Source organism: Flagellimonas aequoris (genome assembly GCF_003584165.1).
GTDB lineage: Bacteria > Bacteroidota > Bacteroidia > Flavobacteriales > Flavobacteriaceae > Flagellimonas > Flagellimonas aequoris.
Genome location: NZ_QXFJ01000030.1, coordinates 1 through 23915 on the forward strand (window position 1 = coordinate 1; position 23915 = coordinate 23915).

20 protein-coding genes are annotated in these 23915 nt (G+C 46.9%); 14 read left to right on the forward strand and 6 right to left on the reverse strand.

The genetic code is table 11. The annotated features are described in order from the left end of the window. Nucleotides 1–1360, reverse strand: a 1360-nt coding sequence (gene istA / locus D2U88_RS13400) for an IS21 family transposase (RefSeq protein ID WP_119639143.1), incomplete at its 3' end; no start/stop codon positions are given. 132 nt (nucleotides 1361–1492) lie between these two features. Between istA and D2U88_RS13405 the strand changes: the two genes are divergently transcribed. The 12 genes from D2U88_RS13405 (at nucleotide 1493) to D2U88_RS13460 (ending at nucleotide 14520) form a co-directional block, all read left to right on the forward strand. Then, nucleotides 1493–2302 (forward strand): outer membrane beta-barrel family protein, encoded by an 810-nt coding sequence (locus D2U88_RS13405; RefSeq protein WP_417935316.1) that lies wholly within the window; start codon nucleotides 1493–1495, stop codon nucleotides 2300–2302. Nucleotides 2303–2399: 97 nt separating this feature from the next. After that, entirely contained in the window at nucleotides 2400–2873 is a 474-nt protein-coding gene (locus tag D2U88_RS13410; protein ID WP_119641080.1) for a PepSY-like domain-containing protein, read from the forward strand. 155 nt (nucleotides 2874–3028) lie between these two features. After that, the gene (locus D2U88_RS13415; protein ID WP_119641081.1) at nucleotides 3029–3538 is read left to right on the forward strand and encodes a hypothetical protein; all 510 of its coding nucleotides are present in this window, start codon (nucleotides 3029–3031) and stop codon (nucleotides 3536–3538) included. A 73-nt stretch (nucleotides 3539–3611) separates the two neighbouring features. Next, entirely contained in the window at nucleotides 3612–5588 is a 1977-nt protein-coding gene (locus tag D2U88_RS13420; protein ID WP_119641082.1) for an LTA synthase family protein, read from the forward strand. Continuing rightward, entirely contained in the window at nucleotides 5588–6490 is a 903-nt protein-coding gene (locus D2U88_RS13425) for a diacylglycerol/lipid kinase family protein (protein ID WP_119641083.1), read from the forward strand. Before D2U88_RS13420 ends, D2U88_RS13425 begins: the two co-directional genes overlap by 1 nt. Before the next feature lie 114 nt (nucleotides 6491–6604). Further along, nucleotides 6605–7180 carry a phosphatase PAP2 family protein gene (locus D2U88_RS13430; protein WP_119641813.1) on the forward strand — a complete coding sequence of 192 codons (576 nt, stop codon included), beginning with the start codon at nucleotides 6605–6607 and terminating at the stop codon, nucleotides 7178–7180. A gap of 47 nt (nucleotides 7181–7227) precedes the next feature. Then, the gene (locus D2U88_RS13435) at nucleotides 7228–7860 is read left to right on the forward strand and encodes an HD domain-containing protein (RefSeq protein WP_119641084.1); all 633 of its coding nucleotides are present in this window, start codon (nucleotides 7228–7230) and stop codon (nucleotides 7858–7860) included. Between the two features lie 12 nt (nucleotides 7861–7872). Beyond that, nucleotides 7873–8445, forward strand: coding sequence for a phosphatase PAP2 family protein (locus D2U88_RS13440; protein ID WP_119641085.1), 573 nt, complete (start codon nucleotides 7873–7875; stop codon nucleotides 8443–8445). Nucleotides 8446–8541: 96 nt separating this feature from the next. After that, nucleotides 8542–9819, forward strand: coding sequence for a TolC family protein (locus D2U88_RS13445; protein WP_187265373.1), 1278 nt, complete (start codon nucleotides 8542–8544; stop codon nucleotides 9817–9819). 4 nt (nucleotides 9820–9823) lie between these two features. Continuing rightward, nucleotides 9824–10738: an efflux RND transporter periplasmic adaptor subunit gene (locus D2U88_RS13450; RefSeq protein ID WP_220473505.1), complete on the forward strand. Its 915-nt coding sequence runs from the start codon at nucleotides 9824–9826 to the stop codon at nucleotides 10736–10738. Beyond that, complete coding sequence (locus D2U88_RS13455; protein WP_119641088.1) at nucleotides 10738–13737, forward strand: efflux RND transporter permease subunit; 3000 nt, start codon at nucleotides 10738–10740, stop codon at nucleotides 13735–13737. The genes D2U88_RS13450 and D2U88_RS13455 overlap by 1 nt, the downstream gene beginning before the upstream one ends. Before the next feature lie 12 nt (nucleotides 13738–13749). Further along, nucleotides 13750–14520 carry a patatin-like phospholipase family protein gene (locus D2U88_RS13460; protein ID WP_119641089.1) on the forward strand — a complete coding sequence of 257 codons (771 nt, stop codon included), beginning with the start codon at nucleotides 13750–13752 and terminating at the stop codon, nucleotides 14518–14520. 3 nt (nucleotides 14521–14523) lie between these two features. Here D2U88_RS13460 and D2U88_RS13465 read toward each other — a convergent pair whose 3' ends face one another. The 5 genes from D2U88_RS13465 to D2U88_RS13485 all read right to left on the reverse strand — a co-directional run bounded on the left by D2U88_RS13465 (nucleotide 14524) and on the right by D2U88_RS13485 (nucleotide 18986). Next, a complete protein-coding gene (locus D2U88_RS13465) occupies nucleotides 14524–14916 on the reverse strand; it encodes a DUF1003 domain-containing protein (protein ID WP_072882331.1) in 393 nt (130 codons plus the stop codon). Further along, the gene (locus tag D2U88_RS13470; RefSeq protein ID WP_119641090.1) at nucleotides 14916–15779 is read right to left on the reverse strand and encodes a mechanosensitive ion channel family protein; all 864 of its coding nucleotides are present in this window, start codon (nucleotides 15777–15779) and stop codon (nucleotides 14916–14918) included. Before D2U88_RS13470 ends, D2U88_RS13465 begins: the two co-directional genes overlap by 1 nt. Nucleotides 15780–16005: 226 nt before the next feature. Further along, complete coding sequence (locus D2U88_RS13475) at nucleotides 16006–18075, reverse strand: copper-translocating P-type ATPase (RefSeq protein ID WP_119641814.1); 2070 nt, start codon at nucleotides 18073–18075, stop codon at nucleotides 16006–16008. Between the two features lie 19 nt (nucleotides 18076–18094). Beyond that, the gene (locus D2U88_RS13480; RefSeq protein WP_072882333.1) at nucleotides 18095–18388 is read right to left on the reverse strand and encodes a phosphoribosylpyrophosphate synthetase; all 294 of its coding nucleotides are present in this window, start codon (nucleotides 18386–18388) and stop codon (nucleotides 18095–18097) included. Between the two features lie 178 nt (nucleotides 18389–18566). Next, a complete protein-coding gene (locus D2U88_RS13485; RefSeq protein WP_067029091.1) occupies nucleotides 18567–18986 on the reverse strand; it encodes an HYC_CC_PP family protein in 420 nt (139 codons plus the stop codon). Nucleotides 18987–19557: 571 nt separating this feature from the next. On the opposite strand from D2U88_RS13485, the gene D2U88_RS13495 reads away from it, so the two are divergent. Together D2U88_RS13495 and D2U88_RS13500 are read left to right on the forward strand one after the other, a co-directional pair. Then, a complete protein-coding gene (locus tag D2U88_RS13495) occupies nucleotides 19558–19974 on the forward strand; it encodes an HYC_CC_PP family protein (protein ID WP_067035961.1) in 417 nt (138 codons plus the stop codon). A 104-nt stretch (nucleotides 19975–20078) separates the two neighbouring features. After that, a complete protein-coding gene (locus tag D2U88_RS13500; protein ID WP_067035957.1) occupies nucleotides 20079–23915 on the forward strand; it encodes an efflux RND transporter permease subunit in 3837 nt (1278 codons plus the stop codon).

A 23915-nucleotide genomic window follows, 5' to 3' on the forward strand; every position in this document is an offset into this window, starting at 1 on the left:
CAAGGTGCAGTACGCCAAGACAGGATTTATAGGATTGTTCGGGATGCTGCTTCTTGTCCAATATGGCCATGATGTAGCCTTGGCAGCTTTCCCCTATGTTTCCGGCCCAGGCAATGAACCTTTCACTGCTCCATTCGCTGACGAAGCGGTGGTGGGAGGGCATGTGCTCGGCCAAAGTGGTATAGCCGTAACGTTTCCTGTTTCTTCGGTGCACGGCCAGCCTTTCATGTTTATGGTAGACCTCGACCATACTGTCGGTATAGACAAGCTTTACCTGTTTGCCGATATGCCTGTAGTGTACGCTGTAATAGTGCTTGTCCCTGCCAAGGTAGATATGGCTGTTCTTGTGCACGGTGGCCTGGGCGTACCGTTTTATCTCATAGCGTTTTTCGGGCAGGGGCATCAGTTCCCGGCTTTCCACCTCGAGGAACAGTGAACGTCGGGAGTATTCCCTTCCCCTGAAGGACATGTCGTTGTGCTTTTCCAACAGTTCCCGGATCGCGGTGTTGATATCGGCCACACTGTGGAAGGTCTCGTTCCGTAAGGGCGCGAACACCCTTGTGTAGATGATGCGCACGGCGTTCTCCACTATGGCCTTGTCCCTTGGCCTGTAGGTGCGCGTGGGAAGGACAGCCGTTTCGTAATGCTCGGCAAAGTCGGCAAACACCTCGTTGACCTTTGGTTCATAGCGGCTGCTCTTGGTAACGGCCGACTTAAGGTTGTCGGGCACCAGTGCCCTCGGCACACCGCCGTAGAACCACAGTGCGTTCTCGGTGCAGCGGATGAAGTCCTCGAGCTTCTGGCTGGCACATGCCTCCACGTAGGTATACTGGCTGCTGCCCAATATGCACACGAACACTTCCAGTTCCTTTAGCTCCCCGGTGTCCCTGTCGACAATGGTGAGCTTCTTGCCCGTAAAATCGATGAAAAGCTTGTCGCCGGCCTTGTGCTCCATCCGCATCACGGGGGAGGTCTCCTTTTGCCATTCGGCGTACCAGTACTTGAACTGTGAGAGCCTGAACCCATCGGGATGCTTGGCATAATATTCCTCCCAGAGCAACTGTCGGGTCACCCCGGTCTTTCTTATTTCCTTGTCAAAGTAGGGAAAGTACCGCTGTAGCTCGACCAGTTTTGGGCTCTTCGGCCTTTGGTCGGCCTTGAAGAGGCCGTGCAGTTCCTCCAGGGTCATCTTCTCAACCTCATAGGCCGTCAGACGGTAACGCTTGAAGAAATCGATGTACTTGGCCACTGTATTGCGGGAGATGCCCAACTGCTGGCTTATCCGCCGCTTGCTCACACCCGAGGTGTAGAGCTTGAATATCCTTTTTATTTTTCGCATGTCTATCTGCTTGTTCGCCATGGTCCTTTTTCACAAAAAAAGACCTTTGGCACATTACAGACAGATCAGGTCCAAAAGTGGCTCACTTTCGTCCGGCGCGGGTGGCTCACTTTCACCGGCCAGCTATGCTCACTTTGGTCCGGCGAAGGTGGTATACTATGTCCGGCGTTTCCACCCAGTGCACGGTTTACCTATAAATTGGGGGGGCACAACAAATTGTCGGTGTTCTACAACCGCAGGGTCGACCGTCCGGGGGAACCGGAACTTCGGATTTTTCCAAAGTACGACGATCCCGAACTGCTCAAAGTGGGCAATCCCTATTTGCGGCCACAGTTCACCAATGCCGTGGAGTTGGCCCATAAATATAGCTGGTCCACAGGATCCATTTTTACGGCAGTGTACCACAGGATGATCAAGGACCAGTATATGAGGGTCTACAGCATTGATGCTTCCAATCCGGACTATGACATTGTCAACCGCATTTACCAGAACACGGGAAGGGCCACCAACACAGGGGTCGAACTGTTGTTGGCCCAGGATATTTCCAACAAGGTAAAGGTATCGGGTACTTTTAATTGGTACTCCAATGCCATTGATGCTTATCAGGGGACTTTGCTATTCCCCTATGAAAGGACTTTTACGGTGGAGGAATCCACAGCAGATGCCTGGAATGCCAAGTTGAATGCGGAGCTTCAATTGGAACATGATCTGGCCATCCAATTGACAGGTATCTATTATTCGGACAAGAACATCCCCCAAGGCAAGGAACTCTCAAGATCTTCAGTGGACCTAGGCCTCAAAAAGGGTTTTTGGGACAAAAAGGCGGAACTGACCTTCTCCGCCACCGATATCTTCAATCGGTTCGGTATCCGCCAAGAAGTAACGGACCAAGGATTTACGGCCCTGTACCAAAACTATTTCGAGACCCAGATTTTTAGGTTGGGGCTTCGGTACAAGCTATAGGGAGGTAAATGAATGGCGATGGGGCCATCTTTAGATTTGCTTTAAACCATCTTTAGAATTGGAGTGTACTTTTAGGTCAGATATAAAAATTGGAACCATGAAGAACAAAAAAATTATTATCGGATTACCCCTCGCTGCCCTTTTGGGACTTGCACTCTTTGCCTTTGCAAGTAACCGTTCCGTGCCCCTTCGGGTAAAGGCAGCCTTTGTTAAAAAGTTTCCCCAAGTGAAGAAAGTGAAATGGGACAAGGAATCGGATGCTGAATGGGAAGCTGAATTCAAAATGAACGGGATGGAATATTCCGCGAATTTCCTGGAAGATGGGACTTGGAAGGAAACGGAACATGAAATTGAACAAAAGGATATTCCAGACGCCGTTAAGGCCACTTTGGACACGGAATTATCCGGGTATGAAATCGAAGAGGCGGAAATTTCCGAAACCGTTGATGGCCTGACCTATGAATTTGAAATGGAAAAAGGCGAGCAAGAACTGGAAGTAAGTATCGATGTCCATGGAAAATTGATCCATAAACAGGTCGTCGATGAAGAAGGGGAAAAGGATCAAGACTAAAGTTTAGGTTTGAGTTTGAGTTGGTTTTTGATGGAGGTCGGGAGTTCATGCTTCCCGACCTTTTTCTACTTGTGGAATCCCATGGGTACTGTCGGTTTTCCTAAAATACGTTGAAGACCATGGAGTGGAAGATTCAATTTTATAAAATGTAAGGAATGAGGATTTTATGGATAAGAGGTAAGCGTTGGCTTGGCCAAGTGAATTTGGATCCGGGAAGGCTCCTGGGATGTTTGCTGCTGCTGGCAGTGGCCTGTACCAGAAAAGTACCTGATACCATCGATAGGGCCTTTACCTCCAAGTTCTTGAACGCAAGGGATATCGAATGGCACTTTAGTCCTGATGGCCATTGGCTGGTAAATTTCTATATGGAAAAATTCGACTATATGACCGCGAGCTATACCTTGGATGGCCTGTTGGAATATTTTGAGTTGGAGCTGCATGGGGAAGAAGTTCCCAAGCAGCTAATGGATAGGGTCAAAAAGACCTATCCCGAAGGTGACGTATACGAGGTTTATGAGCGGAACCGGGGAAATTCGACGGAGTACATCTTTGAACTTGTGGACCACGGAAGGCTTTTTGGGGTCGATTTTTATGAGGATGGCCACAGCCAGATCATTCCCTCCGATGACTATCGTTTTACCTCTAGGATCTTGGTCGGGGACTGACCTAAAATTTACAAAGGGATAACTTTAAATTTCCTTAAGAATTGGATCCTACCTTGGCTTTTTAAAAAGTACCATGTTGACCAAACTCTTTCCGGCCCGGTATGCATTGTTGAGGGCTTTTGTTCTTATTTTTTTGTCCATTTCCCTTGTCGTACGGGGCGTATTGTTGGTTTGGGACTTTCAGGAGACCGATACTGGTCCCTTGTCCCTTATTTGGACGTTTGTGGTAGGTTTTGTGTTCGATTTGGCGACGCTTTCCTTTTTTGTGATCCCCTATCTGGTCTATCTTGTATTGGTGCCCTCCAAATGGTCCGGTTCCCTCTTGGATCGCGTCCTGACCTTCTTTGGGTTCTTTTTGGGCATCTTTATCCTATATTTTTCGTTTCTGGGGGAATTTACCTTTTGGGATGAGTTCCATAGAAGGTACAATTTTATAGCAGTGGATTATTTGATCTATACCTATGAGGTCGTGCAGAACATCAATGAATCCTACCCCTTGCCCTTGTTGATCGGGACCCTTCTGGGACTGGTGGCGTTGACCTTTTGGTTGTTGTTCAGGTTTGGGATCTTTCAAAGGACTTTTTCCCCTGGCACCCATTTCGCACAACGGTCCATATCTGCTGTACCATGGTTGGTGGTCTTGGTGCTCTCGGTATTTTTATTGACCAATGAACAGGCGGAATGGTCAAGTAACCGCTATAACAACGAAATTTCCAAAGCGGGTATCTATTCCTTTTTTGCGGCCTTTCGGAACAATGAACTTTCGTTCCCGGATTTCTATATGACCGTTGACGATAAAGAGGCCTTTTCCCGTGTAAAAAATGGCCTGGGGATGGATGGGGCGACCTTTGTGCACCCAAATACGGATGAAATCCTTCGAACCGTAACACCCACGAACAGTACCGCACAGGAAATTAGGCCCAATGTGGTCTTTATCTGTGTGGAAAGCCTTAGTGGAAAGTTCCTGAAATCGTTCGGGAACGAATTGGATCTGACCCCAAATCTGGATTCCCTGGCAGGGGAAAGCCTCTTCTTTACCCAACTGTATGCAACAGGTACCCGAACGGTTCGGGGGATGGAGGCCATTACCTTGAGCATTCCCCCCACACCGGGGAGAAGTATTGTCAAACGGGTGGACAATGCAGGGCTGTTCACCATCGGGGAGGTGTTCGAACAAAAAGGGTATGAACGGAACTTTTTCTATGGAGGGGACGGTTATTTTGATAATATGAACTCCTTTTTTGGGGGCAATGGTTTCAACATTGTGGACCGTGGCCGTGGATTTTTAATGGATAAGAGCATCCGGACCAAAAGGACCAATATCGATGATGACGAGGTCACCTTTGAAAATGCATGGGGTGTCTGTGATGAGGACATCTACAATAAAGTTTTGAAAGAAGCCGACCGGGCCTACGGTGCCGGGCAGCCTTTTTTTGATTTTGTGATGACCACTTCCAATCACAAACCCTATACCTATCCCGAGGGGAAAATAGACATTCCCTCCGGTACGGGACGGAACGGGGCGGTAAAATATACGGATTATGCCATCGGGGAGTTCCTGCGCAAGGCCAAGGGGAAGCCATGGTTTGCCAATACGGTCTTTGTGATCATGGCCGATCATTGTGCCAGTAGTGCCGGCCGGTGGGAATTGGATGTGCAGAATTACCAGATACCCGCATTGATCTATAACCTGCCCCAAAAAAATACAGGAAAGATCAATAACCTCTGCTCACAGATCGATATGTTTCCGACCCTGTTCGGCTTACTGGGCTGGGACTATACCTCCAACCTTTTTGGAAAGGATGTATTACAGATGACACCAGAAGAAGAAAGGGCCTTCATCGGTAACTACAGAAAGTTGGGGTTGTTGAAAGGGAACCAGGTCATGGTACTTGGAGATCAAAAGAATGCCAATTTCTATGATTGGGATCCTTCCGATAACAGTCTGAAAAGTATCCCCACGGACCGGGTTTTTCTCGATGAGGCCATTTCGTGGTACCAGGTGGCTGATTTCCTCTATTCCAATGGAGGGCTTAAACTTCAAGATTAATGGGGTATCAAAAAATTCATTTTATTGTCAATCCCATTGCGGGCAAGGGGGAAAGAGTGCTCAACGAAGCTTACTTGGAGCAGTTTTTTATCAGGAGCTTTCATCGGTTGATCGTAAAATATTCCCAATACAAGACCCACGCCATCAGCTTGACCAAAGAATCGGTTGCCGAAGGTGCGGATATCATCGTGGCCTGTGGTGGGGATGGGACCATCAACGAAGTGGCCTCCTCTCTCGTGGGGACCAATATCCCCTTGGGCATCATCCCGTTTGGCTCCGGAAATGGCTTGGCCTCCAACCTCCATATCCCCAAGAACCTGCGTGAGGCCCTGGGACTTTTGCGGAATGCACATACCATCCGCATTGATGCTGGGCGGATCAATGATCGCTATTTTTTCAGTAACACAGGAGTCGGTTTTGATGCCAGTGTCATCAAAAATTATGAATCGTCCAATAGAAGGACCCTATCCGGGTACCTGGGTGCCTGCATGACCTCCTTCAAGGAATTGAAGAAACCCAAGGAAATTGGGGTCAAGGCCAATGGAAAGCAATGGAGGACAAACCCCTTTCTGGTGTTTGTTTCCAATACCAATGTGATGGGATACCACCTGAGCCTTACGCCCCAGGCATCTTTACAGGATGGGCTTTTGGATGTATTGGTCATTACCAAGATCAACAGGTTCAAAATGTTGGTATTGGGTGTTCTGCTCTTGATGAACAAGCCGCATTTACTCAAGGAAGCAACGCATTTTCAAACCACAGGTCTTGATCTGTCAAGTCTGCCCGGTGCCCATTTCGATTCCCAGATCGATGGGGAGTTCCATCCCATGGAGGACAATGCCATTTCCATCGGCATTGAAAAGAAAGCCTTGACCGTCATTGTGCCCAGACCAAAAGGATGATGGATGGTACTTCGGCCACAACTTAAAATTGTCTTTAGATTTCAGTACTACTTTGGTTCCATAATGTTAGGGGAGGATTTTTGGTCCCCATCCTTACAAACGAAAGATACCATCATGGAAGTACGGTTTTTTGGAGCCACTGGAATCAAGAAAAACATATCGGCCTTAGGGTTGTTCCTGCTTTTGGCCTGTACGGTTTGGGACACCCATGCCCAGGACAAGACGCTACAAACAGCAGGGGACGTATTGCTGGTTTCCCTTCCGGTGGCCAGTCTTACCGGGACATTGCTCATCGGGGACCATAAGGGGAGTTGGCAGTTTGCCAAAGGGTTTGCATTGAACCAGGCCGTGACCCTTGGGATGAAATATGCCATCAACAAACCAAGGCCCTATGATAATGGGTACCGGGCCTTTCCATCGGCCCATACCTCCACGACCTTTCAAAGTGCTGCCTTTTTACAAAAACGTTACGGTTGGAAATTCGGGGCGCCTGCCTATGCCTTGGCGGCATTTACGGGCTATAGCCGTATCCAGGCCCACAAACACGATGGTTGGGATGTCCTTGCGGGAGCCGTGGTGGGTATCGGGAGTTCCTATCTATTCACAAGGCCCTATAAGGAAGATCGCATGGAACTCACTTTTTCAAGCGATGGACAAGGGGTCGTCCTTGGATTTAATTATGCTTTTTAAATGATACAGACTATTGATATAATCATTACAAAGATTTGGAAAAGGGTATGAAAGAAAAAGATCATACCCATAAATCCGACATACTTCCTTTGGCCAAACAATTCTGCGTGTCATTGTTGAAAGGAGGCCGATGTGGGTCCCTACCGTTCCACAATGTACAACATACCTTGGAAGTGTTTGACCATGTCCGGGTGATCGGGAGGGACGAAGGGCTGTCGGAAAAGGCATTGGAGCCGGCGCTATTGGCAGCCTTGTTCCATGATGTGGGAAATGCATCCGGTTTTGAAGGACATGAGGTCCAAAGCAAGACCATCGCAACAAAGTTCCTGGAATCATGGGAGTATCCAAAAGAAGCATTGCAAATGGTACAGGCCTGTATCATGGCTACTAGAATGCCACAATCCCCCAATACCTTATTGGAAAAGATCCTTTGTGACGCAGATCTGTTCCATTTGGGAACTGTATCCTTTTTTTCAAAGAACGCGCTGTTAAGGGAAGAGTGGCAGCATTTTCATGGGTGGTCCTATTCCGAACGCGATTGGGTCTTGCTCAATATTTCCTTCTTGGAGGAACACAGGTATTTCACCGCCTTTGGACAAAGGGAGCTTGAACCTGTAAAACAGCAACATCTGGCCACTTTGCGGGGCCGACTTGATACGGAAATTATAAATGAACCATAAAATCGATACGTCATGGTAAAGTATGCCATTTTATTGTGTTTTCTGCTGGCCCTGAACAGCATGTATGGGCAACAATTGGACTCACCCGAAGAGATTGCAAGAGAAACCTCCATTGAAAAGATCGGGGATTATGCACAATTCGCCCCAACGGCCTTTTCGTTGATCACCGTTTTGGCCAAAGGGGACAAGGAAGGGTTTTGGCAATTGGGAAAATCGGCAACCGCCAATTTAACGGCCACTTGGATCTTGAAATATGCCATCAACAAACCAAGGCCCGAAGGTAGGCTCGATGGGCATGCATTTCCATCCGGGCATACTTCATTTGCTTTTCAGGGTGCTTCCTTTTTACAACGGAGGTACGGTTGGAAATATGGAATCCCTGCCTATGCCGTAGCCGCCTACGTTGCCTACAGTAGGATTGAGGGGGTGAACGATAGGCACGATGGTTGGGATATTTTGGGCGGGGCCTTGACAGGAATTGCCTCGACCTATCTGTTTACCACCCCCTACATGAAGGAACATTTTGATGTGAGCTTCCAAAGTGGGGACGGTTCCTATGCCCTTGGGGTGGTCTATAAGTTCTAAAAGGGAAGACAACTTGGATCGGGCTTTTCTCGATTTGTGATTATCCATGGATTTTGAAATAGAATGATATATTTGAAAAACAGTAATGGTTTGGTAATGAGGTATTTTGTGTGTATGGTGGTTTTGTTCGGATTGGTACATCACAGCTGTGCACAGGAAAGATCCCTTGGATTCTTTGTGACCAATGCCGAAGAAAATGCCCCTGGACTTTTGGAAAATGCCAACCTTCAAAAGGTAGGGGAACTGCAGAACGAAATCATCAGGGCACAGAACAATGCCTTTCAGGTCAATGCCACCTCAGAAGTATTGGTGGCCCCTTATTTCAACAGTAATGGCAAGTTTTTGGATGTGACCACAAACCCTTCCGTCAATGCCCTGGGGTATGATGTGGGCATTACCAATGGGGGACTCTATTCCGCCCAAGTGAATATTACCAAAAACATTTTCAATAAGACGATTGTGGACAATCTGTTGCTCCAAAACCAATTGTCCAATGCGTCCCTGGCCTTGGGACAGGAGGAAATGACCAGAAATCTGGTCAAGAACATCACGGACCTCTATATCTTCACTTACCAATTGCAACTCCAAAAGGACTTTACCCTTGGTATCATTGAAGATCTCAATAATCGGTTAAAGGTCATGGAGTTGTTGGTAAAGCGGGGCATTTTGGCCGAAAGTGATTATTTGGCCATCCAATCGGATATAGGGACGAAACAATTGGAATTGGATCAGATCGATATCAACTTCAAGAACCTTTATACCCAAATGGGAAACTTGTCAGGGGTATCCCTTACAAACTTCGATCCCTTGGCCGAACCCCAAATTGAAACAACATCCCAAAAGGACACCTTGCTCTTCGAAAAAAGATTTGCCCTGGATAGCCTTCAGATATCCGCCGATCAAAATGTATTTGAGAACCAATACCGGCCACAGGTTTCAGTGTACGGCAACTCTGGATTGAATGCAGTGGACCTGAACAACCTTCAACGTAGGTTCGGACTCAGTGCAGGGCTCCGGTTGACCATACCGATTTACGATGGTCACCAGAAAAAATATAATGAGCTCCAAAATAAACTGAAATTGGACAACCTGGATTATTACAAGAAGTACAATGAGACCCAGGCCCAAAATACCCTTGAAAGCCTTCAGATGCAGATGGAGGGACAAACGGCATATTTGAAACAGATGGAACAACAACTGCAACTGCAGTCGAACATCCTGGATATCTATAAACAAAAAATGGTTCAGGGACTTGCTTCCGTAATCGATTATTTGAACCTGGTCCAAACGTATAAACTGACAGCCTATGCCAAACTGCAGGCCCAGACCAACCTCTGGTTGTTGCGTAACCAATATAACTATACAAACTGGTGATATGATGAAAAAATTAGGGTACACTTTTCTTTGCATATGGGTCTTGACGTCCGTAGGGTCCTGTAAAAGTGACCCCCAAACCACAACCACATCGGAAGTGCCCATTCAGGTAAAGACCGCTGCGGTTCAACAAGGTGACATAAAGGAATATATTACCTTCAATGGCGTGACCCTGTACCAGAAAAAGGAGAATGTGCGTTCCAATGTTACGGGATATGTCTCTTGGTTGCCCCATAAATTGGGGTCCCATATCCGTGCTGGACAAACCTTTGCCACGGTCAGGACCAAGGAACAGGATGCGCTGGCCGAAGCCGTAAGGATAGATAGTACCTTGGCCAAACTTTCAGGGCCTATTTCAGTCATCAGTAATGGTACAGGGGTCATTGCCCAACTCAATGTGCAGCGTAATGATTATGTGGCGGAAGGGGATGTGCTGGCCATAATTTCAGAACCAAGTTCCCTCGTGGTCCAAGTCAACGTGCCCTATGAATATGGGGACCATATCGATATCGGGACCCTTTGCGAGATCATGCTGCAGAACGGAACGGTCATCCAGGCCAAAATATCGGCCATCCTTCCAGTGATCGACCCTATTCCCCAATCCCAACAATTTTTGATTGAACTCCCAGGGCAGGAACTCCCCGAAAATCTGAACGTGCAGGTCAAGACGGTCTACAAGGAAAAAAAGAATGCCATGACCATACCACACTCCGCCCTTCAATCCAATGAATTGTTGACCGGTTTTTGGGTTATGAAGGTCTTGGGTGACACCTTGGCGGTCAGGCAAGATGTTCAGACGGGCCTCAAAAACGATTCCTTGATCGAGGTCATGTCAAAAAAACTGGGAATCCATGACAAGGTGGTTACCGAGGGCAGTTATCAAATGCAGGATTCCACCAAAGTCAGTATCGAAAAATAATGAAGCTATCCTACTCCAAATACAAATACCCACTTTTGGCCATAGCCCTGATGTTATTGATCGGGGGAGCTTTTTCCTATCGGGGACTGAAGACGGGATTGTTTCCCGATATCACCTTTCCGAAGATCAAAGTGATCGCGGATGCCGGTCAGCAACCTGTGGACAAAATGATGACCACGGTGACCATCCCCTTGGAAAATATCATCAGAAGAACGGAAGGGCTACAATATATCCGTAGTACCACCTCAAGGGGCAGTTGTGAGATTTCGGTCTTTTTGGATTGGAGTACCGATATCAATACGGCCAAATCGCAGATTGAATCCTTTATCAACCAGTCCCAAGGGGATATTTTGCCCAATACGACCACATCCGTAGAGAAAATGAACCCCTCCATTCTGCCGGTAATGGGGTATTCCCTGGAAGGGGAGGGGCTCTCCCAAGTGGATTTGAAGAAAATAGCGAAATATCAGATAAAGCCCTATTTGGCCGCAACGCCGGGGGTGTCGGACATTGCGGTGATAGGGGGCAAGGACAAGGAATACCAAATTGAATTGAAACCCTATGTCATCCATACCCTTGGTATTTCGATTGCTGCGGTTACCAGTGCCGTGGTCAATTCCAATATTTTGCAATCCAATGGATATGCCTCGGACTATAATCGGTTGTATCTTACCTTGACCGACAATGCCATCGATGATCTGGATGATCTTCGCAACCTGGTCATCATCAACTCCCCAAATCGATTGATCCGGTTGAAGGATATTGCCGAGGTCAAAGTGACCGAGGCCAAATCCTATACCAAGATCCTGGCCAATGGTAAAAATGTTCCCCTGATCGCTGTCATCAAACAGCCCAATTCCAATCTTGTGGAGGTCAACAACACTATTGAAAAAAAGGTAAGGGAACTGGAGTCCATTCTCCCAAAGGGTGTAAAACTCTTACCCTATTACAAGCAAGCGGATTTTGTCAATACCAGTATCAGCAGTATCAAGGATGTACTTTGGATAGGTCTGGTACTGGCCCTATTGGTGGTCATCCTGTTCCTACGGTCTTTTTCGGCCAGTATGGTGGTACTTTTTACCATTCCCCTTTCCCTTTCCTTGACCCTTATTGTTTTGGATGCCATTGGATACACTTTCAATATCATGACCCTTGGTGCCATTGCCGCTGCCATTGGCCTGATGATAGACGATGTGGTCATCATCGTGGAACAGGTGCATAAGATCAAAGAGGAGCATCCGGACCAGAACGCTGCATGGTGGTCCAAGGAGGCCATTGCCCATTTATTTCCGGCCATGGTAGGGTCGTCCTTGAGCACATTGGTGATTTTTATTCCCTTTGTGTTGATGACAGGGGTGGCAGGGGCCTATTTCAAGGTGATGGCGTTTAGTATGATCATTGCGTTGGCTTGTTCCTTTTTGGTGACATGGCTTGTGGTGCCGGTGCTTTCGATGCTGTTTGCCTCGAAAAAGAAGATCACGAAAAAACATCATACGAATACCCAATGGATCCATACGGTTCTGACCAGACCAATGATTGGGGTTCTTTTTGCCCTCGGATGTTTGGCCATCATTTGGCTGGTTCCCTCGAAATTGGCGTCCGGATTTTTACCGGAAATGGATGAAGGCAGCATTGTTTTGGACTATTACAGTCCTGCGGGGACCACTTTGGAGGAGACCGATCGGATGCTACAGGTGGTCAACCGGATTTTGGACGGGCAACCGGAAGTGGAGGCCTATTCTGCTCGCTTGGGTACACAAATGGGATTTTTTATAACCGAACAGAACCGAGGGGATTATCTAATAAAACTAAAGGATAAACGGAAAAAGACCACCACTGAGGTCTCCGATGAGATCAGGGGCCGAATTGAAGCGGCGGTGCCACCGCTGACGGTAGATTTTGGTCAGGTGATCGGTGATATGTTGGGAGATCTTATGAGTTCCGTACAACCTATCGAGATTAAGGTGTTCGGTGATGATATTGGCAAGTTGGAGGATTTCTCCAGGCAGATCGCAACATTGGTGGAGCAGGTAAATGGTACGGCCGATGTGAGCGACGGAATCATTGTGGCGGGCCCCGAGGTGCTCATACAGCCCAACGTTCCCATTTTGGCACAATTGGGATTGACGCCGTCCGACTTTCAAACGCAATTGGAAACCCAGATCCAAGGGGTGGTCATCAGTAGTATTATTGAAAGGGAGCAGGTAGTGAATATCCGGTTGGTATTTCCCGGCACCAACACCAATTCGGTTTCCGATATCCAACAAATGACCCTGCAATTGCCCAGTGGGGATATTGTACCCTTACAAAAAGTGGCGAAAATTGAAATAGGGAAGGGAGTGGCAGAGATCAATCGGGAAAACCAAAAATCCATAGGGGTCGTTACGGCTCGCTTGAACAACAGGGACCTTGGGTCTACCTTGACCGATATCCGAAACAATCTGTCCACGAAGATCAGCCTTCCCCCGGGGTACCATATTGAATATGGAGGGGAATACCAGCAACAACAACAGGCTTTTAAGGAATTGATGCTCATTTTGATTACTGCGGTACTGTTGGTCTTTACCGTCATATTGTTTCTGTTCAGAAAGATCAAGATTGCTCTTGCCATCATATTCATTGCCATTTTAGGGGTTGCAGGTTGCCTGTTGAGTCTATTATTGACAGGAACACCTTTGAACGTAGGAAGTTACACAGGTATCATTATGATAGTCGGGATTATCGGGGAGAATGCCATTTTTACCTATCGACAGTACCAAGAGTGTGATGTTTCGTTATCACACCTTCAAAAGATCGAATATTCCATAGCGCAACGATTGCGGCCCAAATTAATGACGGCCACTGCGGCAATAATGGCCTTGATCCCCTTGGCCCTGGGTATTGGAGCAGGGGCCCAGTTGCACCAACCTTTGGCTATTGCCGTCATCGGAGGGTTGGTCTTCGCATTGCCATTGTTATTGGTGGTACTTCCAATAATGCTTAAATTGTTGAAAACGTAGAAACAATAAAAAATGCGATTGATTGGAATTGCTTTGTCCGGAGGTGGTGCCAGGGCAGCAGCCCATATAGGGGTCCTTCAGGCCCTTAACGAGCACGGAATATTTCCAGAGGATGTTTCCGGATCCAGTGCGGGAAGTATCATCGCGGCATTGTACTGTTTTGGATATACCCCGTTGGAGATTCTTGACCTTTCACACGAAAATGAGTTTTTAAAGATCTTTAAATTGGGAATCTTCAATAAGGGAGTTACCGAGCTTACCTTTTTGAAGAGATTTCTTGAAGCCCATATTCATATACCTGGGCACGAGAATCCTAGGAATAGACTTCATGTCTGTATGTCCAATATCAATTCAGGGAAGTTTGAAATAGCCTCAGAGGGTAGTTTCATCGTTCCCTTGTTGGCATCATGCGCCTTACCATTACTGTTCAAACCTATTGTTCACAATGGATATACCTATGTCGATGGAGGTTTGTTGAATAATTTGCCCATTGAGCCCCTAGTGGCCAGCTGCGATACTGTTATCGGTTCCAGTGTCTGTCCCCATGAGGAACGATATGATATCCAGGGAAGACGGAATGTTGGCTCACGTTGTTTTCAATTGGCCATTTGGAACACGGTCTATCCGCGTCTCAAGCAATGCGATTTGGCCTTGGAAATTGAGGACAGCTATCGGTTCAATATGTTTGACATCAAGGAATCCAAAACACTTTTTGAAATCGGTTACGAGTCCACCTTGAAGAAAATACCAAAGCTTATGGAAATCCTTGAAGAAAACAGGTAGGGTTTACTTTGATGATTTTTCCGAAAGCATTTTTTTCAATTCCTTGATCTCCTGCATCAAAAGCGCAATTTCCTTTTCGGCCTTGATGTTGACGTTGTAGTCGTTTTCAGCCCTGATCTCCGCTCTTTTGGCCTGAAGGTTTTGCCCCACCATCAACAAGGGCATCAGAAATATCTGGATCATGTTGGAAATGAACAACCAAAGTACAAATGCGGGGTAGGGGTCGAAACGTAAATGGACGGGCGCGAACATGTTCCATCCTAGCCAAGTTACGGTCCATATCAGAATCAGAATAAAAAAACCGATGGTTCCGATCCGATCCGTGATCCATATGGCGAAACGTTCCGATGGTTTTAAATTGTTTTTATAGACGTGGTTGGTGTTCTTGATTTCCATTAGATTTCATTTTTGTCCATGGTATTGGGGAATGTAACGGTGCGTTGGGGGAATGGGATTTCGATACCTGCATCATCAAACCTTTTCTTGATATTCTGTAAAAGGTCGCATTGAAGGACAAAGGCATCCGCTGAGTTGGCCGCCCAGGCCCATACCCGTAGGTTTACGGATGAATCGTTAAGGGCCGTTACCCTGGCAATCACAGGAGGAACTTTGTTCTCCAAATCCTCCTTGTTTCTGGGATCGATATGCAGTGGGTGTTTCGCTACTTCTTCCTTCATGATATCCAAGGCTTGTTCCACATTCGAGGAATAGCCTATGCCAATGTCAACCATTTTGCAACACTTGGTATCCCCCAAATGGGCGTTGATGATCAAATCGGAACTTATCACTGAATTTGGGACAATGATCCTATTGTTCTCAAAGTCACGAATCACGACTTGGCGTAAATTTATGTCTTCAACAATTCCAGTAAAACTTTCACGGATGGTAATCTTGTCATTCACACGAAAAGGTTTAAAGATGACAATCAAGATGCCGCTCATGATATTGCTAAGCGCTTGTTGGGATGCCAGACCGGCAATCAGGGAAACAACACCGGCACCTGCCAAAAGGGAATGACCGACAATTTTGAATTCAGGAATCTGTACCAAGGCACATGCAATGCCCACCACATAGATCAGTGCAGTAGAAATATGTTTGATGAAGAGAAACCCGGTCAAATCCTTGTGATGGTTCAGCAAGGATTTTTTGATAAAACGGTTTAGGAACCAGTTAAAGGCCAAAGCAATTGTAATCGTGAGAAGTATGATAATTACAATCAACGTCAATGTCCTGAATTCTGTAAAAAGCGTTTTGATCATTTTAAATTGTGATGATTTGTTGATTAAAGGTAAAGTTTAAAGTTATTGGATTTATTTCTTAAGAATGAAGTTTTTAGACATAATCCATCAGTCGAGTGATGATTCGAGTGCGGGTATGCAAGAGCCCCACCTTTTCCTTGAAGTGGCCTAACAGGCTTTCGGAAACACTGAAAATGGGGATGCCCTAATATGTACTAAATTGCTCTAATTGCCTATCATCCTTCGATTACCTTCCTATCTTACGTCTTAACAGCTGCGCATTGATGGCCACAATGATGGTGCTCAGGCTCATGAACACCGCACCGACGGCAGGGCCCATGACAAACCCTGAGGAATACAGTACACCGGCGGCCAACGGAATGGCCACCACATTATAGGCCGTTGCCCAAATCAGGTTCTGGATCATTTTGTTGTAGGTGGCCTTGCCGAACAGGATGAGATTGGCTATATCCTTGGGGTTACTGTTGACCAAGATGATGTCGGCGGTTTCCGCCGCAACGTCCGTACCGGAACCAACGGCAATGCCCACATTGGCCTTTGCAAGGGCCGGGGCATCGTTTACACCGTCCCCGGTCATGGCCACGAACTCGCCCTTACGTTGGAGTTCTTCCACTATTTCCACTTTTTCGTGGGGCAACACTTCGGCATAATAGCCATCCAAACCGAGTTTTTCGCTAACGGCCCTGGCCGTTTTTTCATTGTCCCCAGTGGCCATCAATACCTTGATGTCGTTCTTCTTGAATACCTGGATGGCCTCTTGGGATTCCGATCGTATCTCATCGGCCAGTGCAATGTATCCGGCCAGTTTTTCCTCGATCAACACAAATACCACGGTTTCGGCGGCATCGCTATAGGCGTCTTTGGGAATGGGAATGTTGTTGTCCCTTAAAAAACCGGGACTGACCACTTTTACCGGTTTGTCCTCCACGGTTGCCTCGACCCCTTTTCCAGTGATCGCATGAAAGTTCAAGGGATTGGGAATGGTGACCTTTTCCTCTTGGGCCTTTTTGATGATACCCACGGCAATGGGGTGTTCCGAGCTTTGTTCCAAGGCACTTGCCAGGCGAAGGACTTCATCCTGGGAATAGTTGTCATCGACCGATTGGATTCGGGTAACGCCAAAATCACCTTTGGTCAGGGTCCCCGTTTTATCAAATAACAAGGCCGATATCTTCCGGGATTCCTCAAAGGCGGTCCTGTTGCGGATCAATAGGCCGTTTTGGGCGGATACCGCGGTGGAAATGGCCACCACCAAAGGGATGGCAAGACCCAGGGCATGGGGACAGGCAATGACCATAACGGTCACCATGCGTTCCAGGGCATAAACAAAGGGGAAACCCAGGGCCAGCCATACCGCCAGGGTCCCAAAACCAATGGTCAAGGCGATATAGGTCAACCATTTGGCGGCCCTATCGGAAAGGTTTTGCATTTTGGACTTGGTCTTTTGGGCCTCTTCCACCATCGTGATCACTTTGTTGAGGTAACTATCCTTGCCCGTGTGCTCCACTTTGATTTTTAAGGTGCTGTTGCCATTGACGGAACCGCCGATCACCTTGTCCTTTTTCTCTTTCTTTACAGGTTTCGATTCCCCCGTGAGCATGGATTCGTTCAGGTAACTGCTGCCTTCGACGATGGTACCGTCGGCTGGGACCTTTTCCCCCGGCTTGACCAGTATGATGTCATCTTTCAATACCGCTTCCAACGGTATGTCCTCTATGGTTTCCCCTTTGACACGGTGTGCTTCGGCAGGCATCATGCTGACCAACAACTGTAAGGCTTTTGAGGCACCAAGGACGCTCTTCATCTCTATCCAATGCCCGAGTAGCATGATGGCTATAAGGGTGGACAGTTCCCAGAAAAAGTCTTGGCCCTTCAGTCCGAATACGGTGGCCGTGCTATAGAAATAGGCTACGGAAATGGCCATGGAGATCAAGGTCATCATTCCCGGTGCACCCTGTTTTATTTCTGACCAAAAACCTTTCAAAAAAGGCCATCCCCCATAGAAATATACAATGGTGGAAAGCCCAAAAAGAAAGTAAGGGTTGCCGGGAAGCAGGAATTCATATCCAAAAAAATCCTGGATCATAGGCGATAGGAACAAAATGGGTATGGTGAGTGCCAGTGTTGTCCAAAATCGCTTTCGAAAGTCGGCGATCATCATTTTGTGGTGGTCGTGGCCCATTTGGCCATGTGCGGGGTTGTGCCCCGAATGGCTCCCAGGGCCATGGTCCATTTTGGAGTGGTCGGTCTTATCGTGGTTCATCCGTGAATGGTCGTGGTGTTGGTGCTTTTCCATCATCGGTCCTTTTTAAGGGTTATCGTAATTTTTTTCTCATTTTTTCAGAAATGTTTTCGGCATAGACACCATAGGCATCCACCAGGATGCCCCTGATGCCATCTTTGGAGGCTATGGCGTACAGCACGCTGTTGTCATCGGTGCTGCTCATCCCCTCAAAACGATGGGTCTGGTCGACCTTAAAGTCTTCCGGTCGAATTTCGATTTTAAGGGAAGCGCATTCCAGACAATGGGGCTTGAGATTAAAATCATAGGTGTAGCCCTTTGCCTGTAAATCGGATATGGCTTCTGAAAGGGTATCATAATTTTTCATAGGGTTTCGATTTTGGGTTATTGTGATATAACCATTTGTTGTTACAATCTCCATTGATAAATCGTCGTTTTTACAACAGATCAGAATGTATTGTCCTGAAAATGCCCCAGCCATTTAAAGGACGAATGTCCTTACAAAGGGACAAACCAGGGCATAGTGCCCAAGGTGGAAAAAAAAATCAAATCAATAAAGTCCTGTGGAGGATAGGGAGGTTTCGTTCGACCCAAGGGGGGATATAGTCTTTAAAAGGAACAATGCTTTCCTGTAGCCCACCAAAGCTATCGGTATGGTAAAAAATGGAGGTATATGGAACTAAGAGTGTATCGAAATCAAGGTCAAAAGATCGAACCATCAGGTCATTCTTGCCGAAATTGGCATAAGTAGCCGTGCTACAGCAATTCTTTTGCTCCAAAGAACACTTCCTTAAGGGGCTTTTGGGGTTTTGAAGCTTTTGGTCGCAGGGTTTTGCCTTTCCTGTCACGGAAAAACTGACCAATTTGTTACAACAAAAATGGGCGTTGGAAGCAAAGGAAGTCGTACTGACCAACACGGAACAGGCTAGAAACAGGGATAATATTTTCGATATGGTTTGCTTCACCTATTAAAATTAAAAAAAATAGTGCACCGATCATAAAACATATTGAAATCAATTCGATCTTAACTCACTCATACATTAGTAGTTTTTTGTATTCTGATAATGTGGATTGTTCCTGTTTCAAAAGTATGGGAACTACTTCTGAAAAAACATGATGGACATCATGTTTTGGATTGGGTGGAACAACTTCATATGCCCATTCGATTTCTGTTGCTTGGGCAACAGGTGAAGCTAAAGGTCAATGTGCCCGATCCACCGACAGGATGTGGTATGGGACAACCTTTGTGGCCCGGCCTAAGAAATTGGTATACCATATATTCCCTATGGAAGACAAAATAGCATAGCCCGTCCTTCCTTCATTTCTGACATAAGGCCGACCTGAAAAAGCCGTTATGTCATTGCTGGCCAGGGAACGTTTTGTCATACTATATGTAATTGAAAATCAAACCGATGATTTTGTGGGACCTGCTTAGGTTCAGGGCTGTGGAATGGCAAGGATTTTACATGAAATCGCCATAAAAAATATGTTAAATAAAATAGGGTTGTTAAAATTATTGTAGTTTTGTAATCGCATATGAAACTATTTTGGTTCAAAATATTATCTTGTTTCATGGCACTGAATGTGCTGGCCTCCACATTTTCCTTTGCGGTGGGGCAACACTATTGTGGTGAGGATCTTGTTGATTTTTCCTTCTTCGGTAAAGCGGAATCCTGTGGAATGGATGTGCAACAAGCTTCCGATTCGCATGAACATAATCTGCAAAAAAATGGATGCTGTGAAGATGAGACACTTTCTGTCCTCGGGCAGGAAGATCTTCTACTTTCAGTTGAAAATGTAAGTATAGGGGAGCATCAGTTCCTAATTGCCTTCACCTACAGTTACATCAATCTTTTTGAGGGATCACAGGAAAATATAGTTCCTGTCGTACATTACCCTCCGCCCCTTTTGGTCAAGGATATTCAGATTCTTGATCAAACTTTCCTTATTTAAGAGCATATCGATGACGTTTGGCCGTGCTATGGTTTTTGGCATGGCCCTAGGTATTTATTGCCTTTGGAACAATTTCACTATTTCCAACACAATAAACTCATGATATGCTCAATAAAATCATAAAATACTTTTTAGAGAACAAACTGGTGACCGTTCTCGTTTTAATAATGTTGGTTACCTGGGGGATTGTCACTTCCCCCTTCAATTGGAATACGGGCTTTTTGCCCAAAGACCCGGTGCCCGTGGATGCCATTCCCGATATTGGGGAAAACCAGCAAATTGTTTTCACGCAATGGCCCGGACGTTCGCCACAAGATATCGAGGATCAGATTTCTTATCCAATGACGACCTATTTACTGGGGATTCCAGGAGTGAAAACAATCCGTAGTTCATCCATCTTTGGATTTTCCAGTATCTATATCATTTTTGATGATGATGTGGAATTTTATTGGTCGCGTTCCCGGATCCTGGAAAAATTGAATTCACTTCCCACGGGTCTGTTGCCCGATGGCGTTACCCCGACTTTGGGTCCCGACGCCACGGCATTGGGACAGGTATATTGGTATACCTTGGAAGGAAGGGACAAGGATGGCAACCCTACGGGAGGATGGGATCTGCACGAGATACGGACCGCCCAGGATTTTTATGTGAAATATGGATTGAATGCCGTGGACGGGGTGTCCGAAGTGGCTTCGATCGGGGGTTATGTCCAAGAATATCAAGTGGATGTAAATCCGGATGCCCTAAAGGCCTATAATATCCCCTTATACAAGGTCATGGAGGCCGTACGGAAGTCGAACAGGGATGTGGGCGCCAAGACCATTGAAGTCAATCAAGCAGAATATTTGGTCAGGGGCTTGGGGTATGTCAAAAATACGGAAGACATAGAAAAGGCCGTGGTTGCCGTATTTGACAATGTCCCGGTTCGGATCAAGGATATTGGGGTGGTCAGCTTGGGACCGGCCACACGAAGGGGCGTGCTAGATAAAGGGGGCGCCGAAGTGGTAGGTGGCGTAGTGGTCGCCCGTTATGGTTCCAATCCCTTGGCGGTCATCAATAATGTGAAGGACAAGATCAAGGAAATCGCACCCGGATTGCCCAAGAAGACATTGGCCAATGGTGTGGAAAGCCAATTGACCGTGATCCCATTTTATGACCGGACACAGCTCATCCACGAGACCATAGGCACTTTGGAAAATGCCCTGTCGCACGAAATACTGATCAGCATCATCGTTGTACTGGTACTTGTCCTCAACTTGAGGGCCTCTGTGATCATATCCAGTCTATTGCCCGTCGGGGTACTAATGACCTTTATTGTCATGCAATATGCCGGGGTAGATGCCAATGTGGTCGCGCTTTCCGGAATAGCCATTGCCATAGGGGTGATGGTGGACGTGGGGATCGTGTTCGTCGAGAACATTATCCGACATTTGGAAATGCCCGAGAACCATGGTGCCAAGGGCAAGGAACTCATTCAGGTAATATATAGGGCCACCGTGGAAGTGGCCTCGGCAATTACCACGGCATTGGCGACCACTGTCGTGAGCTTTGTGCCTGTCTTTGCCATGCAATCGGCAGAAGGGAAGTTGTTTAGACCCCTGGCCTTTACCAAGACCTTCGCCCTGTTGAGCGCCTTTGTACTGGGAATCGTTGTACTGCCTGCCTTGGCCCATTTTGTACTGGGGGTGGATTATGACAAGAAACGGGTGCGACGATTTTGGTCCATTCTATTGATATCCACCGGGCTTATCTTTGCATTCTATGCCCAGATGTGGTTGCCATTGGTCATTTCACTCATTGGGTTGAACAATTTGATGGAACCCAAATGGCCGGAGCACTATAAATCGTTTCCCAACTATATCAATTTGGGATTGACCGTTTTTATCGCCTCGTTCTTCTTGACCGAGGAATGGATGCCCTTGGGACCCCAAAACGGTATTGTGGTCAACTACTTTTTTGTGTTGTTTCTAGTGGGCATTATCCTGGCCGCTTTGATGGGAATCGTACATTTCTATACACCGGTCCTAAAGTGGTGTCTGGAAAACAAGGGAAAGTTCATGCTCATCCCATTCGTGACCCTGTTTTTTGGGGTATTGGTTTGGCTGGGGTTCGATAGCACCTTTGGAATCGTGGCCAAAGGCTTTGAATCGGTAGGTTGGAAAAGTGTCAGACAGACCTCGGGATGGCAGGCAGCTTCCAAGAGATTCCCGGGAATAGGATCCGAGTTCATGCCATCACTCAATGAAGGTTCGTTCCTGTTGATGCCGACATCCATGCCGCATTCAGGGGTGGAATACAACAAAAGGGTGGTTGGACAGTTGGATATGCTCTTGGGAAGCATACCCGAAGTGGACTTGGTTGTCGGTAAACTCGGTCGCGTTGAATCCGCACTGGACCCTGCACCCATTTCCATGTATGAGAACATCATCAACTATAAACCTGAATTCATTGTGAATGAAGACGGACATAGGGTCCGTTATAAAGTAGATCGAAAAGATAGGTTCATTACCCAGCATAAAGACACTTTGACCAATGAGGAGGCCTTGCAGCGAGGGATTGCCGAGAAGGACCTGATCGTGGATGAGGACGGTGAGTTTTTCCGAAACTGGAGGCCCCATATCAAATCCCCCAACGATATCTGGGATGAGATCGTAAAGGTCACCAAAATACCGGGCATAACCTCTGCTCCCAAATTACAGCCCATTGAAACCCGGTTGGTGATGCTGCAGACCGGAATGCGCGCTCCCATGGGGATCAAGGTTTTTGGACCCGATCTGAAGACCATCGAGGATTTTGGGATGCAATTGGAAGGTATCTTGAAGGAAGTGCCCTCAGTCAAGGCAGAAGCCGCATTCGCCGATAGAATAGTCGGCAAACCTTATTTGCACCTCAATATCAACAGGGACGGGATATCCCGATATGGTTTGAACATTGAAGATGTGCAGCAAAGCATCGAAACAGCGATCGGTGGGATGAAAATCACCTCCACCGTTGAGGGTAGGGAACGTTTTCCCGTGCGGGTGCGCTACCCGAGGGAATTGAGGGACGACCCGGAATCGTTGAAGAAAATTTTGATTCCCACACCGGTAGGGGCGCAAATTCCCTTATCCCAAGTGGTGGATTTTGAATATGTCCGCGGGCCTCAGGCCATCAAGAGCGAAAACACCTTTTTGGTGGGCTATGTGCTTTTTGATAAACGGGACGGTTTTGCGGAAGTCGATGTGGTGAACGATGCCCAAGAAGCCATCCAGAAAAAAATCGATGCAGGGGAATTAACGGTCCCCGCAGGAATAAGCTATAAGTTTTCAGGGAGTTATGAAAACCAAATCAGGGCAGTGAAAAGACTGTCCATTGTCATACCGATCAGTTTGATCGTGATTTTCTTGCTCCTGTTTTTTCAGTTCAAGACGGTCATCGCATCCTCCATCCATTTTTCCGGAGTTTTTGTTGCTTTTGCGGGAGGTTTCATAATGCTCTGGCTCTATGGTCAGGATTGGTTCATGAATTTTGCCATTGCAGGGGTCAACATGCGCGATCTGTTCCAAATGCACACGATCAACTTAAGCGTTGCGGTTTGGGTAGGATTTATCGCGCTTTTCGGTATTGCCACCGATGATGGTGTCATCATGGGTACGTACATCCACCAGGTTTTCGAGGAAAAGAACCCTCAAACCGTACCGGATGTGAGAGCGGCAGTTTTGGAGGCCGGGAAAAAAAGGGTGCGTCCCGCCATGATGACGGCAGCGGTGGCCATTATCGCCCTTTTACCAATACTCACCTCGACCGGAAAAGGGGCCGACATTATGATTCCCATGGCCATCCCGACTTTTGGGGGAATGACCATACAGATCATGACCATGTTCGTGGTCCCGGTACTCCAAGCCTATTGGAGGGAAACAGTCATTAAAAATCGCAACAAAGCATTGAAAAAAATACAGTAA